13 protein-coding genes and 1 riboswitch are annotated in these 20,217 nt (G+C 65.8%); of the genes, 4 read left to right on the top strand and 9 right to left on the bottom strand.

Annotated elements, in window-relative coordinates:
* Positions 1-88: 88 nt before the first annotated feature.
* Entirely contained in the window at positions 89-1,855 is a 1,767-nt protein-coding gene (locus ACNFJ7_RS17235; RefSeq protein ID WP_019368586.1) for a copper resistance system multicopper oxidase, read from the bottom strand.
* A 199-nt stretch (positions 1,856-2,054) separates the two neighbouring features.
* Here ACNFJ7_RS17235 and ACNFJ7_RS17230 point away from each other — a divergent pair, with 199 nt between their 5' ends.
* Both ACNFJ7_RS17230 and cueR read left to right on the top strand, forming a co-directional pair.
* Positions 2,055-4,313, top strand: coding sequence for a heavy metal translocating P-type ATPase (locus tag ACNFJ7_RS17230; RefSeq protein WP_236704542.1), 2,259 nt, complete (start codon positions 2,055-2,057; stop codon positions 4,311-4,313).
* The gene (gene cueR, locus ACNFJ7_RS17225) at positions 4,310-4,714 is read left to right on the top strand and encodes a Cu(I)-responsive transcriptional regulator (protein ID WP_026008968.1); all 405 of its coding nucleotides are present in this window, start codon (positions 4,310-4,312) and stop codon (positions 4,712-4,714) included. Before ACNFJ7_RS17230 ends, cueR begins: the two co-directional genes overlap by 4 nt.
* On the opposite strand, the gene glmS is transcribed toward cueR, so the two are convergent.
* The 3 genes from glmS to glmU form a co-directional block, all read right to left on the bottom strand.
* Entirely contained in the window at positions 4,701-6,524 is a 1,824-nt protein-coding gene (gene glmS / locus ACNFJ7_RS17220) for a glutamine--fructose-6-phosphate transaminase (isomerizing) (RefSeq protein ID WP_019368583.1), read from the bottom strand. The two genes, cueR and glmS, sit on opposite strands and share 14 nt — an antisense overlap.
* A gap of 174 nt (positions 6,525-6,698) precedes the next feature.
* On the bottom strand, positions 6,699-7,010 hold the full coding sequence (locus ACNFJ7_RS17215) for a hypothetical protein (RefSeq protein WP_019368582.1): 312 nt from the start codon (positions 7,008-7,010) through the stop codon (positions 6,699-6,701).
* A complete protein-coding gene (gene glmU / locus ACNFJ7_RS17210) occupies positions 7,007-8,374 on the bottom strand; it encodes a bifunctional UDP-N-acetylglucosamine diphosphorylase/glucosamine-1-phosphate N-acetyltransferase GlmU (protein WP_019368581.1) in 1,368 nt (455 codons plus the stop codon). Before glmU ends, ACNFJ7_RS17215 begins: the two co-directional genes overlap by 4 nt.
* Before the next feature lie 67 nt (positions 8,375-8,441).
* Between glmU and ACNFJ7_RS17205 the strand changes: the two genes are divergently transcribed.
* Positions 8,442-9,122, top strand: coding sequence for an HAD hydrolase-like protein (locus tag ACNFJ7_RS17205; protein ID WP_019368580.1), 681 nt, complete (start codon positions 8,442-8,444; stop codon positions 9,120-9,122).
* Between the two features lie 28 nt (positions 9,123-9,150).
* Positions 9,151-9,240, top strand: a riboswitch (glycine riboswitch).
* 102 nt (positions 9,241-9,342) lie between these two features.
* Positions 9,343-10,728 carry an L-serine ammonia-lyase gene (locus ACNFJ7_RS17200; protein ID WP_026008967.1) on the top strand — a complete coding sequence of 462 codons (1,386 nt, stop codon included), beginning with the start codon at positions 9,343-9,345 and terminating at the stop codon, positions 10,726-10,728.
* A 37-nt stretch (positions 10,729-10,765) separates the two neighbouring features.
* On the opposite strand, the gene ACNFJ7_RS17195 is transcribed toward ACNFJ7_RS17200, so the two are convergent.
* From ACNFJ7_RS17195 to ACNFJ7_RS17175, 5 genes are all read right to left on the bottom strand, one after another.
* Positions 10,766-12,661 carry a glycoside hydrolase family 2 protein gene (locus ACNFJ7_RS17195; protein WP_152997936.1) on the bottom strand — a complete coding sequence of 632 codons (1,896 nt, stop codon included), beginning with the start codon at positions 12,659-12,661 and terminating at the stop codon, positions 10,766-10,768.
* Positions 12,662-12,743: 82 nt separating this feature from the next.
* The gene (locus tag ACNFJ7_RS17190) at positions 12,744-14,054 is read right to left on the bottom strand and encodes an alpha/beta hydrolase family protein (RefSeq protein WP_019368577.1); all 1,311 of its coding nucleotides are present in this window, start codon (positions 14,052-14,054) and stop codon (positions 12,744-12,746) included.
* Between the two features lie 63 nt (positions 14,055-14,117).
* Positions 14,118-16,397 (bottom strand): TonB-dependent receptor, encoded by a 2,280-nt coding sequence (locus ACNFJ7_RS17185; RefSeq protein WP_082664511.1) that lies wholly within the window; start codon positions 16,395-16,397, stop codon positions 14,118-14,120.
* Positions 16,398-16,500: 103 nt separating this feature from the next.
* Entirely contained in the window at positions 16,501-18,894 is a 2,394-nt protein-coding gene (locus tag ACNFJ7_RS17180) for a TIM-barrel domain-containing protein (protein ID WP_058805486.1), read from the bottom strand.
* Positions 18,891-20,147: an MFS transporter gene (locus ACNFJ7_RS17175; protein WP_019368574.1), complete on the bottom strand. Its 1,257-nt coding sequence runs from the start codon at positions 20,145-20,147 to the stop codon at positions 18,891-18,893. Before ACNFJ7_RS17175 ends, ACNFJ7_RS17180 begins: the two co-directional genes overlap by 4 nt.
* Positions 20,148-20,217: the final 70 nt, after the last annotated feature.

Raw genomic sequence — 20,217 nt, 5'->3', positions numbered from 1 at the left:
ATAGCGCCATGGTGGCTGTGGTCCACAGTCTGGGCCGAAGCGGAAGTGGTCCAGCCGATCGCGCCGAGGCCAGCTAGCAGCAGCGCCTTCATGCCGCATCTCCATCGCCGCGCACCTGCACGACCTGCATCATGCCAGCGGCCATGTGATAGAGCATATGGCAGTGGAACGCCCAGTCACCTTCGTTCGCCGTAACGTCCCAGCTCACTTTCCCGCCGGGCTGCACCAGCACCGTGTGCTTGCGGGGGCTGTGCGCGCCGTGGCCGGTAACAAGTTCGAAAAAATGACCGTGAAGATGGATGGGGTGTCCCATCATCGTGTCGTTCACCAATGTGACCCGCACCCGCTCACCGGCGCGGAACGCGATCGGCGCAGTCACCTCCGACAGCTTCTCGCCGTCGAACGCCCACATATAGCGTTCCATATTGCCGGTCAGATGGATTTCCAGCTGACGCGAAGGAGCGCGCACGTCCGGATTGGGATCGAGCGCGATCAGGTCGCGATAGGTGAGCACACGGTGCCCCACATCGCCCAATCCCTGTCCAGGCTCACCGGTGCGGTCGACCGGCATCGGGGAAATAGTCTGGACCCCAGGCCCCTTCTTCACGCCGGGCGCGTTCGAGAAGTCGCGCATGCTGTGGTCCATGCCCCCGCTGTCGGCATTGCCACGCGTCATGCCCGGCATGGCGCCATGGTTCATGGTGCCGTGATCCATGGCGGACATAGCGCCATGGTCCATCCCACCCATTCCCATATCCTTCATCGTCGCGACCGGGCGGCGACGCAGCGGCGGCACCGCCGCCGTCATCCCGGCGCGCGGCGCCAGCGTCGCGCGGGCCATGCCCGAGCGATCGATGCTCTCGCCAACGAGCGTGTAGGCACGATCCTCACCGGGGGTGACGACCACGTCATAGGTTTCGGCCGGCCCGAACTGGAACTCGTCCACCTCTACGGGGCGGACGTTCAGTCCATCCGCCTGCACCACCGTCATCGGCAGGCCCGGAATGCGCAGGTTGAAGGTGGTCATCGCCGAGGCGTTGATGATGCGCAACCGCACCCGTTCGCCCGGGCGAAACAGTGCCGTCCAATTATCCTGCGGGCCCTGGCCATTGACGAGATAGCGATAGGTCGAACCCGTCACATCGGCGATATCGGTGGGGTCCATCCGCATCGCGCCCCAAGCGCGCCGATCGCCGGTGGCCTGGTCCTTACCCGCCAGCAGGCCGTCCAGCGCCTGCCGCTGCTGGTTGAAATAGCCCGGCTGCTGCTTGAGCTTGGCGAAGATCGCCTGCCCCGAAAGCGGGCTGTGATCGGACAGCACGATCACATGCTCCCGATCGGACAGCACCGGATCTGCGCCGGCAGGATCGATCACGATGGGGCCGTATAGCCCCTCCTGCTCCTGAAAACCCGAATGGCTGTGGTACCAATAGGTGCCAGCCTGAACGATGGGGAATTCATAGGTGAAGCTGGATCGCGGCGCGATTCCGGGGAAGGAAACGCCAGGCACCCCGTCCATGTGAAACGGCAGCAACAGTCCGTGCCAATGGATCGAGCTTTCCTCGCCCAGTTCATTGATCACGTGCAGCCGCACCTTCTGCCCCTCGCGCAGCCGGATCAGCGGCGCGGGCACCGTGCCATTCACCGCTACAGCGCGCATCGTGCGGCCGTCGATCCGCATCGTCGTTCGCGCGATGCGCAGGGTGATGTCTTCACCGGAAAGCACCGGCAGCCCTTGGGCCAGCCCCGCCGAGCCTGGCAGCGCCCAGGCGGGCAACGCCCCGGCAAGCGCGCCCCCCCCGGCTCCCAGGGCAGCTTTGCGCAGGAAATCGCGACGATCGATAAAAACGGTCATGCCTTCTGGTCTCTCGGCTGGATCGCCATGATGTAGGGCTTGACATCATGTTAGGGTCAAGCTGCCTTTTCGCCCTTGACCCTGACATGATGTCAGCCTGCATATCCGCTGCCGCTGGAGGATTGTAATGGCGAGCGAGCACAAGCATCAGGGCTGCTGCGGCGGCAGGAGCGGAACCGCGCGAGATCCTGTTTGCGGCATGATGGTCGATTCAGCCACCACACCGCACCACATTCGCCATGACGGCGCCGACTATCATTTCTGCGGTGCCCGCTGCCGCTCGCGTTTCTTGGCGGATCCACAGTCCTGGCTGGGCGACGTATCGCGCCGGCAGCCCCAGGCAGTCCCAGGTGCGATCTGGACGTGCCCGATGCACCCGGAAATACGCCAGGAAGGCGCGGGCACCTGCCCGATATGCGGCATGGCGCTGGAGCCGGAGGCGCCGAGCCTGGAAGATGCGCCAAATCCCGAACTGGTCGATTTCACCCGGCGAAGCTGGGTGGCGGCAATCCTGTCCGCCCCGTTGCTGATGCTATCGATGGGCGCGGAAATGTTGGGACTGCACCTGGTGCCGACGTCGTGGAACGCATGGGTGCAACTGGCGCTGGCCGCGCCGGTAGTCCTTTGGGCCGGGTTGCCCTTCTTCCAGCGAGGGCTCGCATCGCTGCGTACCGGCCATCTGAACATGTTCACGCTGGTGTCGCTCGGCGTAGCGGCCGCCTTCCTCTACAGCCTCGTCGCGACGGTCGCCCCCGGGCTGTTCCCGCCCGCCTTCCGAATGCACGGCAGCATTCCAGTCTACTACGAAGCTGCGAGCGTCGTCATCACCCTGGTCCTGCTTGGACAGGTGCTGGAACTGCGCGCACGCGCCGCGACCGGCCGCGCCATCCGTGCACTTCTGCACCTCGCGCCTAAAACTGCGCACCGTATTGACGACCAGGGGCAGGAGACGCAGGTCGATCTCGCGGAAGTCTCCACGGGCGATCGTCTGCGTCTGCGTCCGGGCGAGACGGTACCGGTCGACGGCGAGGTGTTGGAAGGTCGGTCGGCGATCGACGAATCCATGCTCACCGGTGAACCCGCGCCGGTTCCGAAGCGGGCGGGCGCGAAGGTCACCGGCGGAACAGTGAACACCACCGGCACACTGGTGATCCGTGCGGCGGCAGTGGGCGCGGATACCGTACTCGCCCGCATCGTGAAGATGGTCGCAGAGGCACAGCGCAGCCGCGCGCCGATCCAGGCAGTGGCTGACCGCGTCTCCAACTGGTTCGTGCCGCTGGTGGTGATCGTCGCCGCAATGACATTCCTCGCCTGGAACCTTGCAGGTCCGGAGCCGCGCTTCGGCCACGCGCTGCTCAACGCCATCGCCGTGCTGATCATCGCATGCCCATGCGCGCTCGGCCTCGCCACGCCGATGTCGATCATGGTTGGCACCGGGCGAGGCGCCCATGCCGGCGTGCTGGTGAAACACGCCGAGGCACTACAGGCGCTGGAAAAGGTCGATACACTGGTCATCGACAAGACCGGTACGCTGACTGAAGGTAAGCCGAAATTGGTGGCGATCCAAGCGACCGCCGCCTTCGCGGAGGACGAGTTGCTCGCCCTTGCCGCTGCGGTCGAGCGTCATTCCGAACATCCGCTCGCCCACGCAATTGTTGGTGCAGGCGAGGAACGGGGGCTGGTGCTATCCGAAGCAGCGGATTTCGTCTCCACCACTGGCGCGGGCGTCCGCGCAATGGTGGGCGGGCGCAACATCGCGATCGGCAATGCTGCGATGATGCGCGCCGTCGGTGCCGATCCAACGCCGCTCCAGGATCTGGCACAGGCCCATCGCCGCACCGGCGCCGGCGCGATGCTGGTCGCCGTCGATGGCAGCCTCGCCGGCGTTCTCGCCGTTGCCGATCCGATAAAGGAGTCGGCCCGCACGGCGCTCGCCGATCTGCACCGCGAAGGTCTGCGCATCGTGATGCTCACCGGCGACAGCCGCACGACCGCCGAGGCGGTGGCCGCACAACTCGGCGGAATCGACAGCGTTCAGGCCGAATGCACCCCGGAAGAAAAGGCACGCGCCGTCGGTGACCTCAGGCGGCAGGGCGCAGTCGTCGCCATGGCCGGAGATGGAATCAACGACGCCCCCGCATTGGCGGCGGCAGATGTCGGCATCGCCATGGGGACGGGCACGGATGTCGCAATCGAAAGCGCCGGCATCACGCTTACCGCAGGCGACCTCGCCGCGCTGGTCCGTGCCCGCCGCCTTTCCCATGCGACGATGCGCAACGTGCGGCAGAATCTGTGGTTCTCGTTCTGCTTCAACGGCATTGGCGTGCCGGTCGCGGCGGGTGTGCTGTACCCGGTGGCGGGCATTCTGCTATCGCCGATGCTCGCCGGCGCTGCGATGGCGCTTTCCTCCTTCGCAGTTGTCTCGAACGCGCTGCGATTGAACGGAGTCAAACTTTGAACATCGGTCAGGCATCCAGCGCGAGCGGAGTCTCGCAGCGAATGATCCGCCATTACGAGAAGATCGGATTGATCCCGGAGCCTGCGCGACGGGACAGCGGCTATCGCGACTATGCCGATACAGACGTGGCCCGACTACGCTTCGTCGCGCATGCACGCGATCTCGGCTTCCCGATCGACGACATTCGCGCGCTGCTCAGCCTTTGGCAGGATCGGGGCCGGTCGAGCGCAGACGTGAAGGCACTCGCCCAGGCTCGCGCCGAAGAACTCGGCCGAAAAGCCAAGGCGCTGGAGGAGATGCGTGCCACCCTGCTCGATCTGGCGGCCCGCTGCCACGGCGATGATAGGCCCGACTGCCCGATCATCGACCGGCTCGCCAGCAGCCCGGTCACTCCACCGTGACGGATTTGGCCAGGTTGCGCGGCTGATCCACATCGGTGCCCTTCGCAACTGCCACATGGTAGGCGAGCAGTTGCACCGGCACCGCATAGACTAGGGGTGCGATCAGGGGGTGGACTTTGGGCATGGTGATGGTTGCGATGGCCCCGTCACCGGCTGCCTGGATGCCGTCATAATCCGAAATCAGCACCACCTTTCCGCCGCGTGCCTGGACTTCCTGCATGTTGCTGACGGTCTTATCGAACAACGGGCCCGAGGGCGCGATGACGATCACCGGCACGGCATCGTCGATCAGTGCGATGGGCCCGTGCTTCATCTCGCCGGCGGCATAGCCTTCGGCGTGGATATAGCTGATCTCCTTCAGCTTGAGCGCGCCTTCCAACGCCAGCGGGTAATCGGTGCCGCGCCCCAGATACAGCACGTCGCGCGCCGCAGCGATCACCCCGGCCATCGCCTGGATCGATTCGTCATAGGCAAGCGCGGCATTGAGCGAGGCCGGGGCTTCGGCCAGATGCCGGACGACGCGGCGCTCCTCGGCCTCGGACAGCCGACCCTTGGCCTTGGCCAGATTGGCCGCCAGCGCCGCCAGCACCGCCAGCTGGCAGCTGAACGCCTTGGTCGATGCGACGCCGATCTCCGGCCCGGCATGGGTGGGCAGCAGCAGGTCCGCCTCGCGCGCCATGGTGCTGGTCGGCACGTTGACCACCGCGGCGATCGTCTGCCCCTCGCTGCGGGCATGACGGAGCGCGGCCAGCGTATCCGCCGTCTCGCCCGACTGGCTGATCACGATCATCAGCCCGCCCTCTTCCATCACCGGAGCGCGGTAGCGAAACTCGGAGGCGACATCGATGTCCACGGGCACACGGGCGAACTGCTCGAACCAGTATTTCGCCACCATGCCGGCATAATAGCTGGTGCCGCAGGCGACGATGGTGACGCGCTTGATCGCTGAGAGATCGAACTCCGGGATCGGCAGCGTGATCTTTTCCTCCATGCGCTGGAGGTAGGAGCGCAGCGTCTGCGCCACGACGATCGGCTGCTCGTAAATCTCCTTCAGCATATAGTGCCGATGGTTGCCCTTGGAGATCAGCTCGCCGGTGACGCCGGAGATGGTGATCGGCCGCTCGACGGGGTTGTTGTCCTTGTCGAAGATCGCCGCACCTTCCTTGGTGATGACGACCCAGTCGCCCTCCTCCAGATAGGCGATGCGCTGGGTGAGCGGTGCCAGCGCCAGCGCGTCCGAGCCGAGATAGGTCTCGCCCTCGCCATAGCCGACGACCAAAGGCGAGCCGAGCCGCGCGCCGATCAGCAGATCCGGATGTTGGCGGAACAGGATGGCGAGCGCGAAGGCACCATGGAGGCGCGGCAGCACCTCGCGCACCGCATCGGTCGGGGCAAGGCCGGCCTCAACCTTCTCGCTGACCAGATGCGCGACAACTTCAGTGTCGGTCTCGCTGGTGAAGGTGCGGCCGCGCGCGGTCAGTTCCTCGCGCAGCGCCTTGAAATTCTCGATGATGCCGTTGTGGACCAGCGCCACTTCCCCGGTGGCGTGCGGGTGGGCGTTGTTGGTGGTCGGCCCGCCATGCGTCGCCCAGCGGGTGTGGGCGATTCCGGTGGTGCCGGGCAGCGGGTTGGCGGCGAGTTCCTTGCCGAGATTGACCAGCTTGCCCGAAGCGCGGCGACGCTCGATCCGCCCGTCTACGTCCGTCGCGATGCCGGCCGAATCATAGCCGCGATATTCCAGCCGCTTGAGGCCTTCGAACAGACGCTCTGCGACGTCTTCCTTGCCCACGATTCCAACGATTCCGCACATGGCATCCGCCCTCCTTCCCCTGCCCTAGCGCGGGTACGGGGCCGCCGCCAGCGGGGGGCCGCGGAGAGTTGCTCCAGTCAGCACGTCCTGCCCGGAAAAGCATTTGGGGGAAGATTTCAGAACTCTTCTATCCTCCCGGCCACACAGCCCCACCCAAGCGCCGCACCGCCTGCGTTAATGCGGGAAATTGGTGTCGATGAAAATTCGCGTGAATTCGCCAGGGTCGGGCTCGCGCCCCTGGGACTCGACGAATTTCTCGCGGCCCTTTTCCCACACTTCCAGAATCGCGCCCTGCATGCCGTCTTGAAAGCCCATCCGGTTCTCGACGATGCCGCGCCACGGGCCTTCGGCTTCGAAGACCTGGTGCAGCTGCGGCTCGAGCGACATCAGTTCCGCATCGGTGGACGGCGGCAGATGGCCGATCGCGTCGAGCACATAGCAGTCGAGCAGCTTGAGGAACGGCTTGCCAGTGTATCGATCGCTCATTTTGCGGCCTTTCGTGCCTTCATGGTTGCACGGAAGGTCGTGGCCCAGCCCTGTTTCTTCAATGTCTCCGGCCGAGTGACGGCCAGCGCATCGGCCTCCACATCGCGGGTAATGACCGATCCGGCGCCGATGATGGCGCCCTCACCGATTGCCACCGGGGCCACCAGCGCGCTGTTCGATCCGATGAACGCCCCTGCCCCGATTACCGTCTTCTGCTTGAGAAAGCCATTGTAATTGCAGGTGATCGTGCCCGCACCTATGTTTGCGCCGGCACCTACGCTGGCATCGCCCAAATAGGTGAGGTGGTTGGCTTTGGCGCCCTTGCCGAGCACCGCGTTCTTCAGCTCGACGAAATTTCCGACATGGGCATTAGCCTCCAGCACTGCGCCGGGCCGCAGGCGCGCGAACGGGCCCACGGTGGCGCCGCTCGCAATGACCGCGCCCTCGATATGGCTGAACGCGCGCAGCACCACGCCGTCCGCCACGGTGACGCCGGGGCCGAACACGACGTTGGGCTCGATCGTCACGTCACGGCCTATCTGGGTGTCATGGGCGAACCACACTGTCTCCGGCGCGATCAGAGTCGCGCCTTCGACCATCGCGCGGGCGCGGCGGGCCCGCTGCCACTCGGCCTCCAGCGCCGCCAGCTCGCCGCGGCTGTTGACGCCGGTGACTTCGGTAGCATCGGTTTCGATCACCGCCGCGACCCGTCCGTCGCCATTCGCCAGCTCGACGATGTCGGTGAGGTAATATTCGCCCGCTGCATTGTCGCTGGTCACGCGCGCGAGCAGCGCGAACAGGTCCGCGCCGCGCACCGCCATAAGCCCCGAATTGCACAGCGTGACGGCGCGTTCCTCCGGCGAAGCATCCTTAAACTCGACGATCTTCGACAGACGATCGCCGCCCTCGACGATCAGCCGGCCATAGGCCCCGGGATCCGCCGGGCGGAAGCCGAGCACTACCACCGCGGGCGCGTCGTCCTCATGCAACCGCTCGACCATGCGCCGCATCGTCGCGGTGGTGACCAGAGGCACGTCGCCGTAGAGGATCAGCACGTCGCCCGAGAAGCCGGCCAGTGCCTCCTTCGCCTGGAGCACCGCATGGCCGGTACCGAGTTGTTCGGCCTGGTGCGCCGTCTCGGCCCCCAGCGGCGTAACGGCCGCTTCCACCTGCTCCCGACCCGCGCCGACCACCACCACCTCACGCGCGGCGCCCAGCGCCTTCACGCTGTCGATCAGGTGGAGCAGCATCGGCCGCCCGGCGATCGGGTGGAGCACCTTGTGCATGTCGGATTTCATCCGCGTGCCCTTGCCGGCGGCGAGGATGATCGCGGCGATGGGTGCAGTCACGTGGCCAGTCTCCATTAGCGGGGCCATGGCACCTGCCACGCATCGGTTGCCTTTTCCAGCATGGCGGTGCCATGGCCGGGCCATGGCCGCTTTTCCCTTCGCCACCATCGGCTTTGATCTCGACGGAACGCTGCTAGACACCAGTGGCGACATCGCTGCCGCGCTCAACCGGGTGCTGGTAGCCGATGGCCGCCCCGCCCTGCCGATGGCGAAGGTGCTGGGGATGGTGGGCCGCGGTGCGCGGGTGCTGCTGGAGCAGGCGGTGCGGGCGACCGGCGGCGGCGAGAGAGGCACGGTAGAGCGCCTCCACCAGCACTTCGTCGACGCCTACGCCGCGCATATCGCCAATCATAGCCACCCCTATCCGGGCATGATCGCGGCGCTCGACACGCTGGGGACGCGCGGCGTCGCGCTGGCGGTGGTCACCAACAAGCCGGAGGCGCTTACCCTGCCGCTGCTGAAGGCGACCGGGCTTCTCCCCCGCTTCGCCTGCGTGATCGGCGGCGATACGCTAGGCCCCGGCACCGCAAAACCTTCGCCTGCGCCGATGCTGGAGATGCTGCGCCGCTGCGGGGGGCCGGCTGCATTCGTGGGTGATTCGATCTACGATGTGCAATCGGCACAGGCCGCCGGCCTGCCGGTGATCGCGTGCAGCTTCGGCTTCTCGGCAGTGCCGGTCGCGACGCTCAACGCCGAAGCGGTGATCGATTCCTATGCCGAGCTCCTCCAGGCGCTCGAGGCACTTCGGCCAATCAGGGTTTGACAGCCAGCGCCCCCACGGCGAAACACAAGCTGTCGGAAAGGGAGAGAATCCGGGAAACCGGATCGCCGAAGGAGCAACCGCCCCGGAAACTCTCAGGCAAAAGGACCTTCCGGCCACCACATTCTGGAGAGTGGCGCCGCGCGCGCCCGCCGACGGGATAGCGATCTCAGGCAAACGGACAGAAGGGGCCCGCAACCGAGTGTTTCAGGAGACGGGTTCCGTGGCGACCAAAGGCGTCGGGCCGAATGCAGGGCCGATCAGCATCACCGACGTGTTCACCATCGGCATCGGGCCGTCGAGCTCGCATACCGTGGGGCCGATGCGCGCCGCGCGCGACTTCGCCGCCTGGGTGGTTGCGGATGGACGCAGCGTCACCAAGCTGTGCTGCGAGCTGTTCGGCTCGCTGGCGCTGACCGGGCGGGGCCATGCGACCGATCGCGCGGTGATCCTGGGCCTCGCGGGCGAGCGGCCCGACGGCGTCGATCCGGATGCGGTGGAGCCGATGCTGGCGACGATCGTCGCCGAGCGTCGCATCCTGCTGGGCGGCACCGCGTCGGTGGGATTCGACCCGGACGCCGACATCAAGTTCCGCAAGCGCCAGTTCCTCCCCGGCCACCCCAACGGCATGAAGCTGCGCGCGACGCTGGTCGACGGCGCAGTGCTGGAGCGGACCTATTATTCGGTCGGCGGCGGCGCGATCCGGCGTGAGGGCGAAGAAGACGCGGCCGGGCTCTCCGCCGGCACCAACCACCCCTTCGCCAGCGCCCGCGAGATGCTGCAGCGCTGCGATGAGCTCGGCCTCGACATCGCCGGGCTGATGCTCGCCAACGAGCGCGGCTGGCGCGATGATGCCGCGACGCTCGCCTTTGTCGACGGTATCCATGCGGCGATGAACGCGTGCATGGATCGCGGCATGGTGCAGGACGGCATCCTGCCCGGCGGGCTGGAAGTACCCCGCCGCGCGCGGAAACTGCACCAGAAGCTGATGGCGCGCGGCCCCCGCGTCGAGCCCGCCTCGGTGCTCGAATGGGTGAGCCTGTGGGCGTTGGCGGTGAACGAGGAGAATGCCGCCGGCGGCCGCGTCGTCACCGCGCCTACCAATGGCGCGGCGGGGGTGATCCCGGCGGTGCTGCGCTATTACGAATGCTTCGTCGGCAACGCGACCGAGGCGGGCAGCCGCCGCCTGCTGCTCACCGCGGCGGCGATCGGCATCCTCTACAAGCGCCAGGCCTCGATCTCGGCCGCCGAGATGGGGTGCCAGGGCGAAGTGGGCGTCGCCTGCTCGATGGCCGCGGCGGGGCTTGCTGCGGCGCTGGGCGGCAGCAACGCGCAAATCGAAAATGCCGCCGAGATCGGCATGGAGCACAATCTGGGGCTGACTTGCGATCCGATCGGCGGGCTGGTGCAGATTCCCTGCATCGAGCGCAACACCATGGGCGCAGTGAAGGCGATCAACGCGGCGATGCTGGCGCTGCACGGCGACGGGACGCACAAGGTATCGCTCGACGCCGTGATCGAAACGATGCGCCAGACCGGCCTCGACATGCGCTCCAAATACAAGGAGACGAGCCTCGGCGGCCTGGCGGTGAACGTGGTGGAGTGTTGAGGCTGCGGCGCCGGATCGATCCGGCGCCGATTGCCGTTCACTTCTGCGCGGCGGCCTTTTCGGTGTAGAAGCGCGCCAGCACGTCGAAGGCGGGTTTGCGCTGGCCCGTTTCCGAGATCAGCCCCTTGCGGTTCCAGCCTTGCTGGAAATCCGGGTGCTGGCGGCGTGGCGAGCGGAAATCCTTCAGGATCCAGGGCGACATGCCCTGCAGCGTCGGGATCCGCGCGGCCATGGCCAGCGTGTTGCGGTAGAATTCGGTCTGGAATTCCTCGGAGAATTTCTGCTGGTGGACCGGATCGCTAAAGCCCGCCTTCGCATCCGCCCCGAATTCGGAGAAGAGCAGCGGCTTGTCTGCCGGCACGTTCCACACGCTGGATGGCAGGTCGTTCAGCCGGTCGCCGGTGTACCAGCCGTTATAGGTGTTGATCGACAGCACATCGAGCGAGTCCGCGAGCGGATCTGCGAGCGTCATCACCGGCTTGGCTGCGCTGCGATCGCGCTCGACGAGCAGGGCCGCGCTTACCAGCCGGGTGTCGTCCATTTTCCGCACATCGGCGATCAGCGTGCGCAGGAAACTGTTGCGCGCATCGGTGACCGGCGTTTCGTTGGCGACGCTCCAGATGCCGATCGAGGCGCGGTTGCGATCGCGCAGCACGTTCTCCGCGATCATGTTGCGCGCGGTGGCCAGCGTGCCGGGATTCGACCATGCAACGAGCCAATAGACCGGCACTTCGCTCCACACGATCAGGCCCAGTTCGTCCGCCACCCGCAGGGTAACATCGGCATGGGGATAATGGGCCAGGCGCACAAAGTTGCCGTGCAGTCCGTCCTTGATCTCACTCAGCAGCGCGCGTGCGGCCGCGGGGCTCATCGCCCGGGTGGGATCGGTGCCCAGTTCCTCCTCGTGCATCGAGATGCCGCGCAGATAGACGGGCTTGCCGTTGAGCAGGATCTGGGATCCGCGCGTTTCGATCGTGCGAAAGCCGATCCGGTCGCGCCATTCGTCGGCGCCGGCGGTGATGGTCACGTCGTACAGCCTGGGACTTTCCGGCGACCAGCGCTGCAGTGCGCGCGGCGCGGCCAGCGTGGCGCGCCAATCGCCCTTCGCGTCGGTCTTGCCCGCCAGTTCCACGCCCAGGCTGTTGATCCGCAGCCGCAGCGTCTGGTTGGCGGCGCGGGGGCCGTCGAGATGCGCGTCGACGGCGATCTTGCCGTCGCGGGTCATCCGCACCCAGGCATCGTCGACATAGGTGTCGGGCGTGGAGATCAGTCGCACCGGGCGTGTGATGCCGCCATAATTCTCCCAGTCGGTCACCGGCGGCGGCACGGTGGTTTCGGTCGCCTGCGAATCCACGCCGATGGTGATCTGGTTGCTGCCGTCGCGCAGCAGCTTGGTCACTTCGAAGGCGAAGGGCGTGAACCCACCCTCGTGCTTGCCGACCGGCTTGCCGTTGACGAACACATAGGTGGTGTAGTTGGCGGCGCCGAAGCGCAGGAACTGGCGACCCTGCCGCTTGGCCGGAACCTGGAACTGGCGCTGATACCATACCAGGCCCTGATAATGGCGCATCGCCGGCGACTGGGTCAGCCAGGAGGACGGCAATGTGGTGACGGGCGAGTTGGCGAGATCGAACTCGTACAGCACCCGGTTGTCCCCCGCCATTTCGGCACGGGCGTCGATCTCGCGGTGGCGCTGCTGGCCACGATCGGGGGCGCTGCCGTGGAAGCCGGCGATGCCGGAGCGATAGGGGTCGATCGAATAATGCCAGGGGCCGGAAAGGTCCGTGCCCGCCCGCATGTCCGCAGAGACCAGGAGCGGGCCGGTGGCCGCCGTCGCCTGGGGCAGATCGCTGCCGGTTTCCTGCGCGAGCACCGGGGCGGCAAGCCCCAGCGATGCCATGGTGAGCCATCCGATCGAGTGAAGCCAGCGCATATCCATTCCCCTTGTTCGGGCATCGCCGCTGCGGCCATGCCCGCTTTCCGAATAACCTGCAATTGCCTGCGTGCCGATGGGTCTAGGGGCCGATCGGCTTGAATTCCATCGACATTCCCGAGGCCTTGTTCGGCTGAAATCCCTTCCACAACGTCGCCTGCGGCGCACCGGGGCTATAGCCGGCATAGCGGCCACCGGGCGCGTCCGGCCAGCGGCCGTCGTTGGAATTGGGAACCAACCCGTCGAGATAGGTCGCCCGGGCGCGATCGTCCTTCACGTAGCGGTCGAGAAAGGCGGTGATGAAATGCGCCTGGATCGCCATCAGCCGATCCTTGCGCCACACGGCATCCTCGAACCAGTCCACATCCCAGAAGCTGTTGCGCAGTGTAGGCGGCGCGCCGATCAGGGCGATGCTGTGGCCGGCCTCGCGGAATGTGAGCAGGTAGCGCGGCGCGTGCACCGCCTGATCGAACAGCGTCCGCACGCCGGGATCATAGCCGACAACATGGTCCTGACTGCCGACGATGAACAAGGTGGGCGCGCGCACTTCGGCGACACCGGGCGGCGCCCACAGGCGCACGCCTCGCAAATTGTTGGGCGGCGCTATCGCCACTACGGCCTTCAGATCCGTGACCTTGAGTTGGGCCGCCCTGGGCGCGCCCGCGACGAAGGGCGCCAGCACGCCGCGCGTCGCGCCCGCAAGGCCGGGGTCCAGCGGCGCACCCGCGGCGGTGAGTACGCCATAACCGCCCATCGAATAGCCGATCAGCGCCGTGCGCGCCGCGTCGGCAGCGGCGAACAGGCCCGTGCCGGCACGCGCGCGGCGCTGCGCTTCGGCAGCAACGAAGGCGATGTCGAGCGGACGGCGCGAAAGCGGGCCAGCAGCAGCAGCAGCGGTGCGGATGGTGATAGAAGGATCGCGGAAGGCGGGCGCGACGACGACATACCCCTTGCTGGCAAGGTTCTCGCCCAGCCAGGAAAGCACTTCGGGCGTGTTGCTATAGCCGTGCGCCAGGATGACGAGGGGGAAGCGCCCCTTCGCGACCGCCGCCTGCGGCGTGGCGATCCCGGGCACCTCGAAGGCGACGTCGGTGCCATGCTCGCCCGGCAGCGCGGTGCGATAGCGCGTGCCAGGCCCGGCGGCAGTCGCGGGATACCAGAGTTTCAACAAAATGTGGCGGTCGACAATGGCGGGTTCGTTCGCGCCTTGCAGCGCATCGGCTTGCCCGGGCTGCACAAACTCCAGGTCCGCCACACCCACCGGATACGCGCCAAGCGCCGCCAGTTCGGGCGCATCCACCGGCGGCGTTGCCGGTGCCTGCTGCGCCCCGATCGGGCCGGGCCCGACCAAAAGCGCCGCCAATGCGGCAGCGCCGATCCCCATCATCTTCATACTTCGCCGATCCCCAAAGGCGAAAGAGGCGGGAACATCGTTCCCGCCTCGGTCTCGTTCAGATCAGTAGTTCACGCTGAAACGGATCCCACCAAATCGGCGGAAATCGCGTGGCAGGATCGCCTGCGTCGCGATCTGGTTGCCCCAGTTACCAGCAGAGTTCACAAGCGACGGATAATATTGCTTGTCGAACAGGTTGCTGACGAACACGGTCGCTTCCCAACGCCGGTTGTGCTCGCGCACGCCCAAGGCGAGATTGAAGATGCTGAACGCCGGCTGGAACTGTTGCGGATCGCGCGCCGCATAATAGACGCTCGACTGATACTGCCAGCTCATCTGCGCGACGCCGCTCAACTTGTCGTTGATGGGCGGCGTGAAATCGATGCCTGCCGACGTCTTCCACTCCGGTGCCTGCACGGCACGGGTGCCGGTCAGGTTCTGGCTTGCCGGCGAACCCACGCAACCCAGCGCCGCAGTTTGCAACGGATAGCATTGTGCCGCCGGGAACGAGGTATAGGTCGCATCCAGATAGGTCGCTGAGGCATTCAGGCTCAGATACCGCGTGATCCGGGCCGCAGTCTCGAATTCCAGGCCCTTGGTGTTCAGCCCGCCCACGTTGGTCAAACGGAAGTTGCTCGTTCCGTCCGCAAGCGTTTCGATCGTCTGCGCCTGCAGATCGGTGTAGTTCGTATCGAAATAGGTTACGTTGAACGTCATCCGGCGATCGAAGAACTGGGTACGAATGCCGAGTTCCTTGTCCTTCGAAAGCTCAGGACGGATCGGGCCTGCCGCTGCGCGGTTCTGGTTGAAGCCCGTGGTCAGATCGTAGGTCTGGCCCTTATACCCCGTCGAGTAGCTGCCGAACGCCATCACGTCCGGTGTCACCTGATAATTCATGCCCAGGCGATAGGTCGTGGCGGTGTCGCTGGCGTGGCCGGCATAGTTGGTCTTCGGAATATTGTCGCGGAAGGTATATTCCACGCGCTCGTTCTGAATGCGACCGCCGACCGTGGCAGTCAGTTTCGGAACGAATTCCCAGTCAATCTGGCCGAATGCGGCAACCTGGCGCGAGCCCGCGGTCGCATACCAATCAGCAAGCGAGTAAACCGGACCGCGCTTGAACGGACGCTGGAACTGGGTGTTGGCGTAGTACAGGCCGAGCGCGTAGCGGAAGGCATCGGTGCCCGGCGAGAGCAGACGGATTTCCTGCGTGAACAGCTTGGACTTGAACGCACCGATCTGGAGGTTCTTGATGGTGGCCGACGACGTATCGTCGTGGTCCAAATAGTCGTCCAGGCGGAAGCGATCATAGCTGGTCAGACCCAGCACCTGCAGCTTGCCGATATTGATGTCGGTTCGAAGCAGCCCGCCATAACCCCAATATTTGGTGCGCGACGGATAATCGTTGCTCACGGTCTGGTTCATCGGGCTGATCGTCACACCCGGCATGGTGACGTTGCTGGTCTGGCCTGCCGTATTGCGCAACAGCGCGCCCGGCGCCATGCGGACGAACGGACGGCCGACCGTGGTGTTGCCGTTCAGATAATTGGCCGAAAGCGTGAAGACGACGTCGGGATCCGCCTTCCAACGCAGCTTGCCGCGAGTGTTCAGCGTTTCGCGGCCATTGACGTTCTGCCCATTGAACAGATTGCGGACATTGCCGTCCCAGTTCGAATAGCTGGCCGAGAAGACATAGCCCAGCTTGTCGTTGATCGGACCGCTGACGCTGAAATTGCCGCCATATTCATTGTCGTCGGTGACGGTCGTGTTCGCCTTGACATGGAAGTCGTTGGTGGGCTGCGTGGTCATGATCTTGATCAGACCGGCCGACGCCGCCTTGCCGTACAGGGTGCTCTGCGGACCGCGCAGCACTTCGATCTGGGCCACGTCGGGCAGATCGGTGAACGCCCGCGCCTGGAACGCCAGCGCAGCGCCGTCGACCGTCACGGCCACGCTTGATTCGACGCCGATGCCGAACGCGAAGGTGCCCACCCCGCGCAGCGAGACGTTGGCATTCACCGGATGCTCGGCCGGTCGGATGGTCAGCGACGGCGCGACCTTGCCCAGATCCTGGAAATTGCGAACACCCTGCGCTTCCAGCAGGGCGGGCGTGACCACCTGCACCGCGAGCGGAACGTTCTGAATGTTTTCGAAACGCTTCTGTGCCGTGGTGGTGACGATGATTTCGACGTCATCCTGCGCCGGCTTGGCGGCCGCCTGCACCGTCGCGACACCCGTCGCGGCAGTGGTTGCCGCCACGTCGCTGGTCTGTGCCTGTGCCGCCCCCGCGGTCAACGACGCGACGATTGCAAAATGACATGCGCTCAGATGTAGTGCCTTCATAATACTCCCCTTTGCCCGCGAGTAGGTCCCGCCCTTTAGTTTTAGGATCGTCACTCCGAGGTTAACGTTCACCACCGAACTTTTTGAAATTCCGTGATCACCGTCAGACGATGACTTTGACCCCCGTGCGTTGCTCGGAAGCAACACTTGTCGCGACCACGCCATCTACATCAACCGCGCGATGGTCGCCGGGAGGCAGCAGCAGCAGCAGCGCGCGGTCGCCACTCGGCGCACCGCCTTCGACGCTGAGCCGCAACGTCACCGTGTCGGCATAAGCGGTGCCCTCGACCTGCCAGCGCGTCACGGGCCCGTGCCCATCCCCGTCATCTTCGATCGCATCGCAGGTGAAGGCGCCGTCGCGGGGCGGAAACAGCCACAGGCCGCGCCGCGCCGCGCCCGGGCGCCAGCCGGGTTCGCCAAGGTCCACCAGCATCGCCGAACCCGCCCGCGCGAACAGCGGCGGAGGCCCGTCGAGCGGCGCCGCAACCGTGACCGTCGCGCCGCCCGACAGGCGCTCGCCGCTCCACACGTCGATCCATTCCGTACCGGCCGGAAGGTAGAGGTTCCGTGCCGAAGCGCCGGCTTCGACAACGGGTGCGGCAAGCAGATTGGGGCCAAGCAGATGCTCGTCGCATTCTGCCCAGGCCCGCGGATCGTGCGGGAAATCGAGCCACGTCGGCCGCACCATCGGCGCATACTCGGCATGGTAGCGGTGCAGCAGATCGTAGAAGAACGGCACCAGCCGCTGACGCAGCGCCATCAGGGAACGGATCGCCGGCAGCACCTCCGGATACATCCACGGTTCGTTGACGGTGCGATCGTCGTTCCAGCTATGGATGCTGAAGCGCGGCATCAGCACACCCGCCTGCACCCAGCGCACCAGCAGTTCCGGCGACGGGGCCGGGCCGGAAAAGCCGCCTACGTCATGGCCGCTGTTCGAAACGCCGGACAGCGCCAAGCCAATCGCCATGCGGCCATTGTAGCGCAGCGTCTTCCATTCGGTGCGGTTGTCGCCGCTCCACGTCTGGGCATAGCGCTGCAGCCCGGCCATGCCGGAGCGGGTGACGACATAGGGGCGCTGCGCCGGACGCGCCTCGATCTGCGCCTGGCGGGAGGCGCGCGTCATCAGCAGCGGCTGGATCGGCCGAGCCGCCGAGGCGGGGATCGCCGCGCCGAAGCCGGCGAAGCGCGCCCGCGCATCCCAAATCTCATATTCGTTATTGTCGTTCCAGGTCGCGACGATCCCCTGGTCCAGCAACGCACTGCGCACCTGCCCTCGCCACCAAGCGGCGGCGGCCGGGTTGGTGAAATCGACATAGCTGCCCACTTCGTCCCAGAACTGCGCCTCCACCGGGACGCCCTGTTCGTCCGCGACGAAATGGCCGGCCGCCGCAACCGCATCGTACAGCGGATGGCTGCGCAGCAGCGCCGGCTTGATGTTCGGCACCAGCGCCACTCCGGCATCGGCATAGCTTGCGACGAATGCCTGGGGATCGGGAAACTTCTCCCGGTTCCAATGGAACACGTAACGCTTGTCGCCGATCGACGTGTAGCCGGACGAAAGATGAAACGAGGTGCAGCCGATATCGTGTTCGGCCAGCTTTTCGAGGAAACCGCCCATCTGCGCCGCCGCGTCGGGCGCGTCGGTATAGGTCATGGTCGAACCCGAATATCCGAGCGACCAGCGCGGCATCAGCGCCGGCCGGCCGGTGAGCCAAGTGAAGCGCTGCGTGACCGCCAGCGGATCCGGACCGGCGATCATCCACAGGTCGATATCGCCGTGCTCGGCCACGACATGGCGGAACAGTCCGTGATAATTGTCCAACTCACGCCCGAAATCGAAGGCGATATCGGCGACGCTGTCGTAAAAGGCGCCGTGGCAGCGCCCCTCCGCATCCGCCACCAGCACATAGGGGATCGACTTGTACAGCGGGTCGCTATGCTCCGTGTCGTAGCCCATTGGATCGAGATTGGTGAGGCGGAAGCTGCGGCCGGCGCGATCGCAATCGCCGGTGCGATCACCGAGGCCGTAGAAGCGCTCGCCCGGCCGGCGCGCGACATAATGATGCGCCTTTCCGTCCCACCAGCCGAAATCATAGGCCTGGGTAGGCCGATCCTCCGCCATCAGCCGCCAGCCCTCGCCGTCGTGCTGTTCCCAGCGGCAGTGGAGCCCGTGCAGTTGCACGCTCAGGCGGATGTGATCGGTTTCTACCACCAGCCGCTCGGCATCTTCCGTCCGCCGATAGGCCGGGCAGGCAAAGCCGCTGACGTCCATCCGGTCGCGACCTGGATCGGCAATGTCGTCCTGGCCCGGTGCGATCGCCCAACTGGGCGGGCTGGTGACGGTGCCGTCTGCCAGCAGCAACAGGCGCATCACGTCCGGCTCCAGCACGAACAGATGCGCGACGGCGCCGGTATCCGCTTTGAGTGTGATCCGCCCCTGCCCCTCCCCGGCGACGGCGAAGCGCGGGGGATTGGAAAGCGTGGCGCGTCTCATTTCACAGGCTCCGGAAGGCGAAGGTGGCGCAGGCCGGCGATCAGCACGATCGCGCCGAGGATGTCGAAAACGGAAAGCATGCCGAACAGCGGGGCATAGCCGACGCGATCGGCCAACTGGCCGATCAGCAGCGAGAACATTAGGCCACCAATCCAGCCAGCCTGGCCAATGAAGCCGTTGGCGGCGCCCACTTCTTCCGCCGTGAAGACGTCAGCAGACAGGGTGTTGATCAGCACCGAGATCATCTGGTGGGCGAAACCGCCGACGCAGAACAGCGCGATGGCGACATAAGGGCTGGACGCCAGCCCGATACAGCCCGGCGCGATCATCAACACCGCGGCCAACGCGACCCCTGCCACGCGCGACGCGATCAGCGGCATGCGGAAACGCCGGACCAGGAAGGGCGAAAGATATCCGCCCAGCACGCCGCCGAGGTCTGCGGCAAGGAAGGGCAGCCAGGCGAACAGCGCGATCTGCTTCAGATCCATGCCGCGCTCCGTCGCCAGATAAAGCGGGATCCAGAAGCTGAAGGTCTGCCATGCGGGCTCGGCCAGGAAGCGTGGAACGGCGATGATCCAGAAGCGGGCAGTGCTCAGTATCTCCCGCGCAGAGGCACGTCGCGCCGGCCCGGTCGGCCGGTCGGCGGCGATCAGCGCCCGTTCGGCATCCGTGATTGCCGGATGCGCGGCCGGACTGCGATACCAGCGATACCATGCTGCAGCCCAGACGAGTCCGACCGCGCCGGTCACCACGAAGGCGATGCGCCAGTCCGCCCAGATAGAAACGATCGCCACCACCGGCGGCGCCAGCAGCGCGCCCAGCGACGTGCCGGCATTGAACCAGCCCACCGCCACCGATCGCTCGCGCGACGGAAACCATTCGGCGATCGCCTTGATCCCCGATGGCACCGCCGCCGCTTCGGCAAGCCCCAGCAGTCCGCGGAAGAACAACAGGCCCAGCCATCCCGCGGCAAAAGCGTGGAGCATGTTGGCGACCGACCAGGCGACGCCGAACAGCGCGAAGCCGGCGCGAAGCCCCACCCGATCGACGATCATGCCGGCAATTGGCTGCATTACCGTATAGGAGAGCTGAAATGCGCCGACGACATAGCTGTATTGCTGCGTCGTCATGTGCAGCACCGATTTCAGTTCCGGCGCCAGCACGCCCAAAGAATTACGCGCAAGGTAATTGGCAATCGTGCCGGCGCAGATCAGCCCGACGATCCACCAGCGAAGATGCGGAATGCGCCGCATATGCCCCCTGCTCTCTCCAGCTGCCGGATTCGGCTGCACTTATTTTATTGGTAAGGCCATAATAGCTAAT

Origin of the sequence: Sphingomonas sp. HT-1 (genome assembly GCF_048568905.1) — a bacterium.
GTDB lineage: Bacteria > Pseudomonadota > Alphaproteobacteria > Sphingomonadales > Sphingomonadaceae > Sphingomonas.
This window is presented reverse-complemented; position numbering and strand designations above follow the sequence as displayed.

Excerpts from the sequence above, each read along its gene's own strand:
- ACNFJ7_RS17230 (WP_236704542.1), top strand. The coding sequence starts at position 2,055 with ATGATGGTCGATTCAGCCACCACACCGCACCACATTCGCCATGACGGC.
- ACNFJ7_RS17235 (WP_019368586.1), bottom strand. The coding sequence starts at position 1,855 with ATGACCGTTTTTATCGATCGTCGCGATTTCCTGCGCAAAGCTGCCCTG.
- ACNFJ7_RS17175 (WP_019368574.1), bottom strand. The coding sequence starts at position 20,147 with ATGCGGCGCATTCCGCATCTTCGCTGGTGGATCGTCGGGCTGATCTGC.
- ACNFJ7_RS17180 (WP_058805486.1), bottom strand. The coding sequence starts at position 18,894 with ATGAGACGCGCCACGCTTTCCAATCCCCCGCGCTTCGCCGTCGCCGGG.
- ACNFJ7_RS17195 (WP_152997936.1), bottom strand. The coding sequence starts at position 12,661 with ATGCGCTGGCTTCACTCGATCGGATGGCTCACCATGGCATCGCTGGGG.
- ACNFJ7_RS17215 (WP_019368582.1), bottom strand. The coding sequence starts at position 7,010 with ATGAGCGATCGATACACTGGCAAGCCGTTCCTCAAGCTGCTCGACTGC.
- glmU (WP_019368581.1), bottom strand. The coding sequence starts at position 8,374 with ATGGAGACTGGCCACGTGACTGCACCCATCGCCGCGATCATCCTCGCC.
- ACNFJ7_RS17185 (WP_082664511.1), bottom strand. The coding sequence starts at position 16,397 with ATGAAGGCACTACATCTGAGCGCATGTCATTTTGCAATCGTCGCGTCG.
- ACNFJ7_RS17190 (WP_019368577.1), bottom strand. The coding sequence starts at position 14,054 with ATGAAGATGATGGGGATCGGCGCTGCCGCATTGGCGGCGCTTTTGGTC.
- glmS (WP_019368583.1), bottom strand. The coding sequence starts at position 6,524 with ATGTGCGGAATCGTTGGAATCGTGGGCAAGGAAGACGTCGCAGAGCGT.
- ACNFJ7_RS17205 (WP_019368580.1), top strand. The coding sequence starts at position 8,442 with ATGGCCGCTTTTCCCTTCGCCACCATCGGCTTTGATCTCGACGGAACG.